The 12885-nt window shown below is 61.1% G+C and carries 12 protein-coding genes; 4 read left to right on the top strand and 8 right to left on the bottom strand.

The features are described 5' to 3' along the window. Window positions 1–33: 33 nt before the first annotated feature. Both AD659_RS10305 and AD659_RS10300 read right to left on the bottom strand, forming a co-directional pair. The gene (locus AD659_RS10305) at window positions 34–1605 is read right to left on the bottom strand and encodes a sensor domain-containing diguanylate cyclase (protein ID WP_053120801.1); all 1572 of its coding nucleotides are present in this window, start codon (window positions 1603–1605) and stop codon (window positions 34–36) included. Window positions 1606–1797: 192 nt separating this feature from the next. Next, window positions 1798–2457 (bottom strand): ribonuclease T2 family protein, encoded by a 660-nt coding sequence (locus tag AD659_RS10300; RefSeq protein ID WP_053120799.1) that lies wholly within the window; start codon window positions 2455–2457, stop codon window positions 1798–1800. Between the two features lie 178 nt (window positions 2458–2635). Here AD659_RS10300 and chrA point away from each other — a divergent pair, with 178 nt between their 5' ends. After that, window positions 2636–3994: a chromate efflux transporter gene (chrA, locus tag AD659_RS10295; protein WP_053120797.1), complete on the top strand. Its 1359-nt coding sequence runs from the start codon at window positions 2636–2638 to the stop codon at window positions 3992–3994. On the opposite strand, the gene arsN2 is transcribed toward chrA, so the two are convergent. Beyond that, on the bottom strand, window positions 3991–4422 hold the full coding sequence (arsN2, locus tag AD659_RS10290) for an arsenic resistance N-acetyltransferase ArsN2 (protein WP_053120795.1): 432 nt from the start codon (window positions 4420–4422) through the stop codon (window positions 3991–3993). The two genes, chrA and arsN2, sit on opposite strands and share 4 nt — an antisense overlap. A gap of 118 nt (window positions 4423–4540) precedes the next feature. Between arsN2 and AD659_RS10285 the strand changes: the two genes are divergently transcribed. Continuing rightward, window positions 4541–5029, top strand: coding sequence for a hypothetical protein (locus AD659_RS10285; protein ID WP_053120793.1), 489 nt, complete (start codon window positions 4541–4543; stop codon window positions 5027–5029). A gap of 32 nt (window positions 5030–5061) precedes the next feature. Here AD659_RS10285 and AD659_RS10280 read toward each other — a convergent pair whose 3' ends face one another. After that, window positions 5062–5295: a hypothetical protein gene (locus AD659_RS10280; RefSeq protein WP_153044001.1), complete on the bottom strand. Its 234-nt coding sequence runs from the start codon at window positions 5293–5295 to the stop codon at window positions 5062–5064. A gap of 145 nt (window positions 5296–5440) precedes the next feature. Next, window positions 5441–6658: an MFS transporter gene (locus AD659_RS10275; RefSeq protein WP_053120788.1), complete on the bottom strand. Its 1218-nt coding sequence runs from the start codon at window positions 6656–6658 to the stop codon at window positions 5441–5443. 339 nt (window positions 6659–6997) lie between these two features. On the opposite strand from AD659_RS10275, the gene AD659_RS10270 reads away from it, so the two are divergent. Beyond that, complete coding sequence (locus tag AD659_RS10270; RefSeq protein ID WP_053120785.1) at window positions 6998–7915, top strand: AraC family transcriptional regulator; 918 nt, start codon at window positions 6998–7000, stop codon at window positions 7913–7915. A 145-nt stretch (window positions 7916–8060) separates the two neighbouring features. Here AD659_RS10270 and cuyB read toward each other — a convergent pair whose 3' ends face one another. Then, window positions 8061–9575, bottom strand: coding sequence for a cysteate racemase (gene cuyB, locus AD659_RS10265; RefSeq protein ID WP_053120784.1), 1515 nt, complete (start codon window positions 9573–9575; stop codon window positions 8061–8063). 10 nt (window positions 9576–9585) lie between these two features. Beyond that, on the bottom strand, window positions 9586–10881 hold the full coding sequence (locus AD659_RS10260; RefSeq protein ID WP_053120780.1) for a dicarboxylate/amino acid:cation symporter: 1296 nt from the start codon (window positions 10879–10881) through the stop codon (window positions 9586–9588). A gap of 182 nt (window positions 10882–11063) precedes the next feature. Here AD659_RS10260 and AD659_RS10255 point away from each other — a divergent pair, with 182 nt between their 5' ends. Continuing rightward, a complete protein-coding gene (locus AD659_RS10255) occupies window positions 11064–12011 on the top strand; it encodes a LysR substrate-binding domain-containing protein (protein WP_053120778.1) in 948 nt (315 codons plus the stop codon). Between the two features lie 9 nt (window positions 12012–12020). On the opposite strand, the gene AD659_RS10250 is transcribed toward AD659_RS10255, so the two are convergent. Next, window positions 12021–12884: a nickel/cobalt efflux protein RcnA gene (locus tag AD659_RS10250; protein ID WP_053120776.1), complete on the bottom strand. Its 864-nt coding sequence runs from the start codon at window positions 12882–12884 to the stop codon at window positions 12021–12023. Window position 12885: the final 1 nt, after the last annotated feature.

The following is a 12885-nucleotide window of genomic DNA, read 5'->3' as shown; positions in this document are numbered from 1 at the left end:
ACCGTGCCCCATGGCCGATGATTCCAACCAATCTCAACGATCCGAGCGTGCCAGCGTATCGAGCCCGCCTTCGGTCGATAACACCGCCACCCGGTTGCGGCCGCCGTGCTTGGCCTGGTAAAGCGCGGCATCGGCGCGCTGGATGAAGACTTCGATGCTGTCCAGGCTGCTGGGTACAAAGGCATAGCAGCCCAGGCTCACCGTGAGGTAACCGGTCGGGGAGCCGGAATGGGTGATGTGCTTGTCGATGACGCTGCGGCGGATCTGCTCGGCCAACGCCATGGCCCCCGCAAGATTGGTATCGGGCAGCAGTACTGCAAACTCTTCGCCGCCATAACGCACCGCCAGATCGGCCTTGCGATGGCAACAGCTCTTGAGCACCTTGGCCACTTCCGCCAGGCAATGATCCCCGGCCACGTGCCCATAGGCGTCGTTGTAGTGCTTGAAAAAATCGATGTCGAGCATGATCAGGCTCAGCGGGCTGCGCTGACGGGCACCCCGGCCGAACTCGATATCCAGGGCCCGCTCGAACAACCGCCGGTTCGCCAGCCCGGTGAGGCTGTCGTGGGTGGCAATCAGCGCCAACGCTTCCTGGGCCTTGCGCAAATCCGCTTCGATCTTTTCGCTGTTACGTACCTGGCGCACGAATACCCAGCCGAACAAGCAAATGCCCAGGACCACCAAGCCCACGATGAGGCTGGATTGGAAAGCCCGGTCATGCCAGCCCGCGAGAATCGACTCTTCGGACATCGCGGCGGTGACCACCAGCGGATAAGCCTGTAGATGTTGATGCCCATAGAGCCTGACGACGCCGTCGATGGCCGAACGGATAAGTGCATCGCCAGACATCCCGCCGGCCAGGGCATGGTTGTAAATATTCTCTTGGGCCAGCGGGTGACCAATCCGTCCCTCATCGAAGGGGCGACGGGCCAAGAGTGTCCCGTCAGACAAAGCCAGGGCCATCTCGCCTTGCTCATCCAGGCTGAAGCTTTTGAAGAACCGTTCGAAGTACGACATTTTGATGCCGGCCATCAACACGCCTTGGAAGTTGCCATCCTGATCGTTCAAACGGCGGGAAACGGGGATGATCCATTCGCCGTTTTGCCGGCTGCGGATCGCTGGACCGATGTGGGCGATCAGGGAGGCATTCTGCTGATGGAAAACGAAATACTCTCGATCCGCCACCCCTGCTCCCCTGTGCAGGTTTTCAAAGGAGGTCACCACCCAATGACCGTGCTTGTCGAACAGAAACAGGCCATGCAGTTGCTCAAGCGATTGCACCCGCCGGGCAAAGGTTTGCTGCAAACGTGGCTGTACCGCAGGGCCGAAGCCGTCAATTTGGATCCAATCGATCAGACTGGCCAGGACCAGATCGGCCTGGAGGAAGGTGTCCTGAGCCTGCTGGGCCATGGCCCGAGTAAGAGTGGCCGAGGCGATGCGGGCCGACTCCACGTCGTGACGGCGGGACTGTTCCAACTGCAGGTAAAGCAAACCGCACAGGCACAGGCACACCGCCGCGATAAACGTGACCGCAGCCTTGAGCAACGGGAGGCGTTTCAGGGCACCACCGGGGGTATGGAAAGGATCGTAGATGGAGATTGGCAAGCGACTTCCTGAAGAGGGCAAAACATGAGCGAATTCGCTCATAACCCCCAATATTCGTGAGCTTAGCCTACCGCTTGTGAGGCGGCAATTTGCCCGTGCAGCGGAGCCGATGGGTGGCTGGAATGGATCCAAAAACCCACCCCCGGCGCTCCCAAAAATGCCCGCCTCAGAACGAAGAAATTTCCGTGGTACTCACCGTACTGGCGGCACCCGGATCTCCCCGGCCCGGCATTGTGTCCTGACGCCCTTGCCGCAAGAAGCGAACGCCAGGTCCTTGCCCATGCACACCCGCACCTCCGACAACTGCGGCCCACTGCAAATCACCGCAATGCCGTCAGGCGCAATGCCGGGATTGCTTTGGCGGAACAGTCGGACGATTTCATCAGCCTCGAAATAGTACGAGGCGTTGAACGGTTGCAACTGCGGCGGGATTTTCACCGCCCCCAGGGCTTTGTCGGCAACCTCCAGGTAACCCGTGGCACCCAGGCCACTGCACGTACCGTGCTTGGACCATTCATGCGCCATCAACTTGCGGGTTGGAAACAGCGTCAGGCCTTTCTCCTGCTCGGCGGCGTTCAACGGCACCTGGGGCGCACAGAATTGCGGCCAGCCGCCTTTGGTGTATTGCGGCCAGAGACCGTGGAGCACAAAGCCGTAGCCTTTGCCGGAACACTGCGCATCGTTCTGGTGAGTCAGGCAGAACGTCGGCGACCAGGACAGCGCCAACAGGTAGTAATCGAACAGCCCGGCCACGGGTTGCGCCCGTGCATTGCCGGACTCGCGGGCATTGACTGCGGCCATGGAGCCCAGTGTCAGTACGATCAGTACGGCTATGGCAAGACGTTGTTTCATTGACCCACTCCTTGGGACGATTGTGCGAAAGCAGGATGATCCGGCGATGATTGTTTCAGTCGTGTGTTTCAATCCTTTGAAGGGCTGTTTTTTACAAGCAAACCTCGCCTGGGGCTATCTAAATTGCGTAACGCCCCATAACGTAGATCGCCTTCGACTTTTAAGTGCCCCGTCGCCCATGAGCAAACCGCCCCGAACCGATGACGAACAACCCCTGACCCGACCCGGCGCCGTCAGCCTGCGCGAAGCTTTCTGGTTCTGGCTCAAACTGGGCTTCATCAGTTTCGGCGGCCCCGCCGGGCAGATCTCGATCATGCATCAGGAACTGGTGGAACGTCGGCGCTGGATTTCCGAGCGGCGCTTCCTGCATGCCCTCAATTACTGCATGTTGCTGCCAGGGCCCGAGGCCCAGCAACTGGCGACCTACCTGGGCTGGCTGATGCACCGGAGCTGGGGTGGGGTGATCGCCGGGGCATTGTTCGTGCTGCCTTCGCTGTTCATTCTCATCGCGCTGTCGTGGCTGTACATCGCCTTTGGCGAAGTGCCGGTAGTGGCAGGCATTTTCTATGGCATCAAGCCGGCCGTGACGGCCATCGTCGTGCATGCCGCCCACCGGATCGGCTCCCGCGCACTCAAGAATAATTGGCTATGGGCGATCGCGGCGGCATCGTTCACCGCGATCTTCGCCTTTGACCTCCCCTTCCCACTGATCGTGCTGGGTGCGGCTGCCGTCGGTTACTTCGGCGGGCGCTGGGCACCGGAAAAATTCAGCCTGGGCGGTCACGCTACGCAACATAAATCCTTCGGCCCCGCCTTGATCGACGACGACACGCCGACCCCGGACCACGCCCGGTTCAGCGCTGCCAGGTTGGCCCGCCTGGCAGTCGTCGGTGCCCTGTTGTGGGTCGTGCCCATGGGCCTGCTGACCGCCCTGTTCGGCTGGCACGGCACGTTGACGCAAATGGCCTGGTTCTTTACCAAGGCCGCACTGCTGACCTTCGGCGGCGCCTATGCGGTCTTGCCCTACGTGTACCAGGGCGCCGTCGGACACTTCGGCTGGCTGACGCCGACACAGATGATCGACGGCCTGGCCTTGGGCGAAACCACACCCGGACCATTGATCATGGTCGTGGCCTTCGTCGGTTTCGTTGGCGGCTACGTGATGCAGGTGTTCGGCCCCGAACAGGCCTTTCTCGCCGGGGCGGTCGCGGCCACGCTGGTGACCTGGTTCACGTTCCTGCCCTCGTTCCTGTTCATCCTGGCCGGCGGCCCGCTGGTGGAATCGACCCACAACGCGTTGAAATTCACCGCGCCGCTGACTGCGATTACCGCCGCGGTGGTCGGAGTGATCCTCAACCTGGCGTGCTTCTTCGGTTACCACGTGCTTTGGCCCAACGGTTTTGCAGGTGCCCTGGACTGGCCGTCGGCAATCATCGCAATCGCCGCGGCCATTGCGCTGTTTCGCTACAAGCGCGGAGTGATCCAGGTGTTGCTGGCGTGCGGCTTGGCCGGACTAGCGGTGCATTTGCTGCGCTAGACGAGGCGCTTGCTCAGGTACGTCGCCGAAGCCGGGCACAAGGTCTTGAACTGGGCCGTCGCGCTGATCGAAGCGGGCGCCAGCGAGCGATCCTCCAGCTGATAGCCCTGGCCGGTAAAAAACGCGGCGGCGCTGTCGGTCAACAGGTGGAGCCGCTGTGCGCCCTCGCGTTTCGCAAACGCTTCGATAGCGGCCAGCACCGCCGCGCCAGCCCCCTTGCCCCGCTGCCCCTCAAGGACAACCAGCGAGCGCAGCAACCGCTCGGCGCCCTCCCCCTCGATGCCACCAAACGCCACGTCAACACCTTGGTGGCTGAAGCTGAAGAACTGTCGACCGGGATACGTCAGGTCGTCCACGGGTAGCCCGGCCAGGGTGAGCGCATCGCGCAACGGGTCCAGGTCGTTATTGCTCAGTGCTCTCATTTGCATGACTTGCTTCCTCGCGACTGTCTCGGTGATCGTCATTGCCACCAGCCCATGACCCAGCGCAAAAGAACGCCCCAGCCCATCAGCTAAGCTCAACCTATCATCACGACAGGGAATCGACATGAGCAAGGCAGACGAGCTAGCGGCCAAACTGAGGAAAACCCAGCAGACCCGCGCGGATACCGACAATTGCGCCGACCTGGCGATCGAGCACTGGCCCGCCCAGGTCTACGAACTGTATCGCCAGATCGAAATCTGGCTGGCGCCCGTGTGCGAGGCCGGCCTGGACATTCGGCGCAACCCCACCCACGTCTTTGAAAGTCATTCCAACGGTTCGACGTACAACTACGCCATCGATCAATTGGTGATCGAAGGCAATCACCGCCGCATTTCATTCGATCCGATTGCGCGTTTCTCGCCCGAGGGCGAGGGCTGCATTGAGGTCCATATGAAGGGGCAGGAACGCTGCATCCTGCGCACACTCGGCGAGCACGGTGAATCGCTGTGGCATATCCAGGCCCTGCGTTTGACCGGGCAACCGCGCCCGGAACCTGCCGTTCTGGATGAGGACGCCTTACTCTCGCTGATAGAAGAAGGCCTTGGCCTTTAACGCAAATGGGCGACCCTTGAGGTCGCCCATTTTCATTGCGGCGCTGATTCAAGTGTTGGGTCGGTCCCTGACACCGGTAGCGTCAATGCTTGCGCCGGTCTTCCCACAAGTTTATTCAAGGCATTGTCGATTTCGTCCGCCGCACCTTGCGCATACCGGGCGTCCGCCCAGCTCCAGTACGGATCGGATATCAGCCCGCCCACGGCGTGTGCGCACAATTCATCGCTGCTGATGCCCATCTTCCCGGCAGTGGCGATCACGGCCATAAGGGCTTGCTCTAATTGGGAAGTTCGCTCGATAGTCACAATCAACCAACATGCTGGATAACAAACCCAGAGCATAACAAGCCATCAATGTGCCACCAACCTCAGGCGCCCAACGGTCGCCCTCTCTTGGCTTACAGGACTGGCCTCAACTCGCTGTGCCATAGGAGGCCGTGTCCGAAGTCAATAATGACTCACGGACCGCTGAGCGAGCCGCCAGTACCGTAAGAACAGCGGCAACGCCCAGCACGGCCGCACTGGTTTCGAAGGTCGCGTGATAACCACTCAGATCAAACAGAACGCCACCCACTGTCGCGCCCCCGGCGATGGCGAGTTGGACGATCGCTACCATCAGGCCGCCGCCGGCTTCGGCATCTTCCGGCAGCGTTCGCGAGAGCCAGGTCCACCAGCCCACGGGCGCTGCCGTGGCCACCAGGCCCCAGAGGCCAAGCAGGAGGGTCGTGATGGTTACCGAGCCGCCGAATCCCACCAGGGCGATGGCAATCGCGGCCATCAGCAGCGGGATGACGATGAGCGTCCGATAGAGGTTGTTTTTCAAGCAGGCCCCGATCAGGAAGGTGCCCAGCAGCCCCGCCACACCGATCACCAGCAACATGAAGGACAGCATGGAAACGCTCACCTGCGTCACCGACTCAAGGAACGGTCGCAGGTAGGTGAACAGCATGAACTGGCCCATGAAAAACGTGCTGACCGCCAGCATCCCCAGCGCGACCGGTGTTCGGGTCATCAACTTGAAGACGTTGGTGCTGCCCCGCTTCCCCTGCGAGGGCATGGAGGGCAGGCGCAACAGCAGCCAGACCAGGGCGATGGCGGCGACGGGCACAATGCAGAAAAACGCGCCACGCCAACCAATGATCGCTCCGAGGAAACTGCCCAGCGGCGCAGCGACCACGGTCGCCAGGGCATTGCCGCCGTTGACGAGGGCCAGTGCCTGCGGAACCTGAGCGTCCGGCACGAGCCGCATGGCCGTGGCCGCCGACAGCGACCAAAAGCCGCCAATCGCCACGCCGATCAACGCACGGCCGACCATGAATACCGCGTAGTTCGGTGCGAACGCCACCACGGTGCCTGAAACGATCATCAGCAAGGTCAGTCCCAGCAGGAGCCACTTGCGGTCGACCCGGGCGGCGATCGAGGCGATGAACAAGCTGGTGATCAGGGCAAAGGCGCCGGAGACGGCAATGCCTTGGCCGGCCTGTCCTTCGCTGATGTGGAGATCGGCCGCTACCGGCGTCAGCAAGCTGACGGGCATGAACTCAGAGGCAACGAGCACGAACGCGGCGAGGGCCATGGCAAATACCGCGCCCCAGGCAGGCGGGTCTTGTGGCGATGATTTATCGGTCATTGAGTGAGAATCCTGTATTGCTTGATGAACCTGTGGGAGCGAGCCTGCTCGCGATGGCGGCGGTACATTCAACATCACCGCCCCAGGCAGACCGCTATCGCGAGCAAGCTCGCTCCCACCGTTTTGAATGGCGGCGTTCACCTATTTCGTACCCGCCACGCATCTTGCTGGGTTGAGTGAGGTTGTATCTTCATCGCCCAGATCAATGTGCAGGTAGTGCATACCGATGAGACTCTTGCCTGATCCTGTGAGTTTTCCCAGCGCATATAGGCAGCGCTTCGCTTGGCACGTTAATGTTCTGCCTATAGCGCTTGAGCCAAGACGACACCCGGAGCCGACATGGCCATCCAACGCAGATCCGTACAAGAGACATTGACCACAGTCATTGGCGCCTGGACCCCACACCCGGGCGACTTCGAAACACCCATCCCCGGCCTTGCCTTCTTTCGACGTGAAGCTCCGGCACCGCCGGTGATCTGCATGATCGAACCGAGCATCGTGCTGGTGGCCCAAGGCATGAAGCAGGTATGGATCGGTGGCGAGGCCTACGGCTACGACACCGGGCGGTTCCTCATGACCTCCCTGGACATCCCGGCCAATTCCGAAGTGCTGCAGGCAAGTCCGGAACAACCCTGCCTGGGCTTGGTGCTGAGGCTCGATTTGCGCATGGTGGCCGACCTGATCGCCCAGGGCAGCCTGTCGCCGCCGCGTGATCGAGCGGTTGGGATTGGCGCGGGCATCGGCACCGCGACACCCGACCTTTTGGCGCCGTTCGCACGCCTGCTGGCGTTGCTGGATGAACCGGAAGCGATTCCGATACTGGCACCGTTGATCCAGCGCGAGATCCACTACCGGCTGCTGCTCAGCGACCAGGCCGCGCGGCTGCGGCAGATCGCCTCGGTCGATAGCCAGGGCTACCGGATCGCCAAGGCCATCGACTGGTTGAAGTTGAACTACACCGAGCCCGTACGCGTGGACGACCTCGCGGCGAGGGTGCAGATGAGCGCGCCGACGTTTCACCACCACTTCCGCCAGCTCACGGCGATGAGCCCGCTGCAATACCAGAAGTGGCTGCGGTTGAACGAAGCAAAACGCTTGATGCTCAACGAGCACGTGGACGTCGCGAGTGCGGCCTTCAGGGTGGGCTATGAAAGCCCTTCCCAGTTCAGCCGCGAGTACGCCCGTTTGTTTGGCGTGCCGCCCAAGCGGGACATTGCGGCGTTGCGCGGGGCAGGCAAGCACACCAAGGCGGTTTGATTGACTCAGGTTTGATCCATTGTGGCCTGATTCATTGTGGCGAGGGAGCTTGCTCCCGCTTGAGTGCGAAGCGCTCACAAAAAAAGGGGCCGCTACGCAGCCCAGCGGGAGCAAGCTCCCTCGCCACAGGGGGCAATTTCAACCGTCAGATCACAGCGAGATCATCAGTCACTTTCAGGACGCTGATCGGATCTTCAGCCTTCTGCGCCAACGCCACACACTTCAACGCCAGGATCATCGTCGGGTCAACCAGCGCCACCTTATGCCCGTTGATCTCGAACGCCTCGCAATGCGCCAACACCAGCGGCAACTCGGTACACCCCAGGATCAATACCCCTGCCCCCAACTCGCACAGGTGCTCAGCCGCCAGCAACAGTTGCTCCTTGCAAAGCCCTTGCGTGAAGCCCGCCTTGATACCGCGCGGTCCGTAGATGGCGTCCATGACCATCGCCTGGTAATCGACACCGGGCGTAAGGACCTGAAGCCCGGCATGGCGCGCCGCCTGGTGATAGACCTGGCTCTGTACCGTACCGGACGTCGCCAGCAGGCCAATCACCTTGCCCGAACCATAGGTGCGCGCGATCCACTCCACCGTCTCGCTCAGCATGTTCACGATGGGCACCCTCAAGTGCGCCTGGATCCGCTCGACGAAGGCATGGGCGGTGTTACAGGGAATTGCAATGGCGTTGGCGCCGGCACTTTCGAGACGTCTGCACGTGGCGTACATCGCCATCGTCGGATCGGTCTCGTCCCGCAACAGGCTGGCCGTCCGGTCCGGAATCTGCGGGTTCTGCTCGACCACCATCTTGATGTGGTCCTGATCCTTGCCCGCCGGCGTATTGGCCACCACCTTGGCCATGAAGTCCACGGTGGCGGCCGGCCCGACGCCCCCGACGATGCCCAGCTTGAACGGTGGCTGCCTGGACTGCGGGTCCAGTGTCGCGAAGTCGGCGTAGATCGCATTGATGTCCAGCACGGTCATCCCGCGGCGCTGCAAGTCGGCACAGACCAGGGAAAGCTCGGTCATGCCGGGCAGGATCACCGTCGCCCCCTGGGCCTGCAACGACAGGCACGCCTGGTAGACCGCTTCAAGCGGCGCGCCTTCGAGGTGACCGTCCTTGATGCCATTGAGGCCGTACATCGCCTCCATCAACCCCGCTTGATCATCTGGGTCGGGGTAAACAATCTGGAAGTCTTTGCCAAAATGTCGCTCGAACAAGCCGCAATGGCGCACGAAGTCGGAGGCAATCACCCCCAATGTCATCCGGGGCGATACCGTATGGCGAACGTGCCGGGCCAAGGCGGCCATCATGTCCAGCACCGGAATGCCCAATTCCTCCTCGATTTCAGCGCGAAACGTCTGGCTGGCGAAGCATGGGAGCATCACCGCATCGAAGCCACTGTCCTCGAACGACTTGCACACCTGAAACACATAGAACTTGCGCGACGTCATGCTCGCGCCCTGATCCAGTGGCAGCAGCACATCCTTGAAGGGGTGCTGCTCGAACAGGAAATGGTAGCGCCCCTGATCTTCGAGCACCGCCCGGGACTTGACCAACTTGTAGAACAGATCGCCTCCGGCCAGTGACCCAAGCCCGCCGACGATGCCCAACTTGCGCACAACGGAAGCCTTGCGGCTCGACTTCGCTTTAGCCTTCATGACCTTTTCCTCAAGCCACCGGCACCGGCTCGGATCGCGACCGAACCGGGACATGTGCACCCTCGTCCTCATCAGCTTCTTCGTGGGGTTCGGACTTGGCGACCACCGCCGTCGCAATGCTGTTACCCACCACGTTGGTGGCGGTGCGGGCCATGTCTAGGAACTGATCGATGCCGATGATCAACAGCAGCCCTGCCTCGGGAAGATTGAACATCGGCAACGTGGCCGCGACCACGACCACCGAAGCCCGGGCGACACCGGCCATGCCCTTGCTGGTGATCATCAGCGTCAGAAGAATCAGCATCTGCTGAGTGAAACTCAAATCGATGTTGTAGGCCTGGGCGATGAACAGAATGGCGAACGCCTGGTACATCATCGAGCCGTCGAGGTTGAACGAATAACCCAGGGGCAACACGAAACTGGACACGCGTTTGGGCGCACCAAATTTCTCCAGCGCTTCAATGGTTTTCGGGTAGGCGGATTCGCTGCTGGCGGTGGAAAAGGCCAGGAGAATCGGTTCGCGAATGAGCTTGCCGAGGTGAAAAACCGAGCGACCAAGGAACAGGTAACCGGCACCGAACAGCAATGCCCAGAGAATCAGGATCCCCAGGTAGAACTCAGCAATCAACTTGCCGTAATCCACCAGCAGACCAAGCCCCTGGGTAGTAATCGCCGAGGCGATGGCGGCAAACACCCCAATCGGCGCGAAGGCCATCACGTAGTCGGTGATCTTGAACATTACCTTTGCCAGCTCTTCGATGGAATCGGTGATCCGGGTGTAGCCCGCCCGTTTCACGCCCGCCAGTGCAAAGCCGAAGAAGAGCGAAAACACCACGATCTGCAGGATCTCGTTGTTGGCCATCGCTTCGGCAATGCTGCGGGGAAACACGTGGCCGATGAACGCCTTGAGACTGAAGTCACCGGTATTGACCGGCACGGCCGCCGTTGCGTGCTGGGCCACGTCCATGTTCAGCCCGGCACCGGGCTGAAACAAGTTGACCAGCCCCATGCCGATCAGCAGCGAGACGACCGAGGCGGTGACAAACCAGGCCATCGCCCGCGCCCCGATCCTGCCGACGGAACGGGAGTTGCCCATGCTGGCGATACCGCCCACCAACGTTGCGAAGACTAGGGGCGCGATGATCATCTTGATCATGCGCAGGAAAATATCAGTGACCATCGAGAAGTAACTGGCGATCTCTTTGGCACTTTGCTCGCTCCCTGCGAAATGGTGACACGCCCAACCGACCAGCACGCCCAGGGCAATGCCCATTGCAATTCGGCGCGGGAGCTTATTCTTCTTCACGGTGCTGTCCTCAAGTAGTTCTTGGAGTTTTTTACTTGGCAGGATCAATTCTAAGGAGCGGATCCGGAGGGATGATGAGTAATCCAGCTAGCCCCATGCGTTTTTGGAATAGTTAGTGAAAGGCCTCGCTGTGCCGGGGAATTGCGCAGTAAAATCGTGCTCTCACGGGGGGAGTTCTCGATATGCAACTCAAATGGCTGGATGATCTTCTGGCGATTGGCGAATGGAAAAACTTCTCCCGCGCGGCCGAGGTACGTTGCGTGACGCAATCGGCCCTGTCCCGGCGCATCCGCTCACTGGAGGAATGGGTGGGGGTCAAGTTGGTGGACCGGGGCACCTACCCTGTCCAGCTCACGCCCGCGGGGGTCACTTTCTGCGATGAAAGCCGAGAGGCCCTCGCCGGGTTATTGAGGTTGCGCTCGACCCTGCGCGACGTGGAACGAATGCCCGGACGCTCGATCCAGATCACCGCCGGCCATAGTTTGTCGATGACCTTCCTGCCCAAGTGGCTTTCGCAGTTCCAACAACACAACGAGCAGTTCAACGCCCGGGTGGTGGCCGCCAACATTCATGACGCCGTCATTGCGCTGGAAGAAGGCAGTTGCGACTTGATGATGGTCTACCACCACCCGCTTGCCCCCATCCTGCTGGACCCCGAGCGTTTTGGCAGCCTGGTGCTTGGCCACGACGCGTTCATTCCCCTGTGCGCGCCCAACCGCAAGGGCGAGCCGCTGTTCCGCCTGCCCGGCCGCGCCGGAAAACCGGTGCCCTACCTGGCCTACACGGCAACGACGTTCCTCGGGCGCGTCGCCGACATCGTCATCACCAACGGCCCTGAACCGATCGCGCTGGAGCGCTGCTATGAAGCGGACATGGCGATGCTGCTGATGCGCATGGCCATCGAGGGCTACGGCGTGGCCTGGTTGCCGCAGAGTGCGGTGGCCGACGAGTTGGAGCGTGGGCTGTTGGTGCGGGCCGGTGGCGAGCAATGGAGCACGCGATTGGAGATTCGCTCGTACTGTGCGATTGCCAATCGCAACCCAACGATGCGCAAGCTGTGGAAGACATTGGAAGGCGCTTCGTTGCAGCGGCCGGGCAGCGCACCCTCTGTGCCAGAAGATGCGAACTGATCCATGAGGCTAGGTGTTCAAGCCGATCCAACCGTGTATGCCCACGTAGAGGCCCACACCGATGATCAACACGCTGGACAAGTAAGGTGCCCGGCGAGCAACGGTGCCCAGCCAAGGCCAGCGATTGGACGCCTGCCTTGCGCCAATGGCCGCCGCAGCCCCAACGGTCACTAACGTCATCGCTAGGCCGATGCTGAAACACAGGACAAGCAGGCCGCCCAGCGCGACCTCTTTGACTTGCAAGCAAAGCAGCAGGACGGTAATGGCCGCAGGGCAAGGAATCAGCCCGCCCGTCAGGCCGAACAGGATGATCTGGCCCGTGGTGACCTCCCGGTTGGTGAAGCGCTTGCGGATGTCGTTGGCATGCGCTTGTTCGTGGGCGTCCTGATAACCCGCCAGTGACAGCGTCAGGCCTCTGGGTTCGGGGTGCCCGTGGTTATGTTCGTGGTGATGGTCGTGATCGTGATCGTGATCGTGATCGTGATCGTGATGATGGTGGTCATGCCTTTGTGCGAACTTGAACATCTGCTCGCCGCGCCAGGTTCGCCATAGCATCCACAGCGCGATGACAATGATCAGCGCAGAAGACGCCAGTTGGAAATAAGGCTCCGTGGTTTCGGCATCCAGCCCCTGGCCCAGGTACATGCCGCCGATAGCGACCAGCCACACCACGGCAGTGTGGGACAGCGTCGCCGCCAGTCCCAGTAACACCGCCTGTTTGACCGAGCCCCGGATCGCCACGATAAACGCCGCCATCATGGTTTTCGAATGACCAGGCTCCAGGCCATGCAAGGCGCCCAGCAAGATAGCACTGGGGAAATACAGCCAGGCGTGAGTGCCACCCTGTTGCAGCAATTCAGCAAAATTGGGCATG

It is taken from the genome of Pseudomonas thivervalensis (genome assembly GCF_001269655.1).
GTDB classification, from domain to species: Bacteria; Pseudomonadota; Gammaproteobacteria; order Pseudomonadales; family Pseudomonadaceae; genus Aquipseudomonas; species Aquipseudomonas thivervalensis.
The sequence above is the reverse complement of the archived record's forward strand: the minus strand, read 5'-3'. Positions and strand labels throughout refer to the sequence as shown.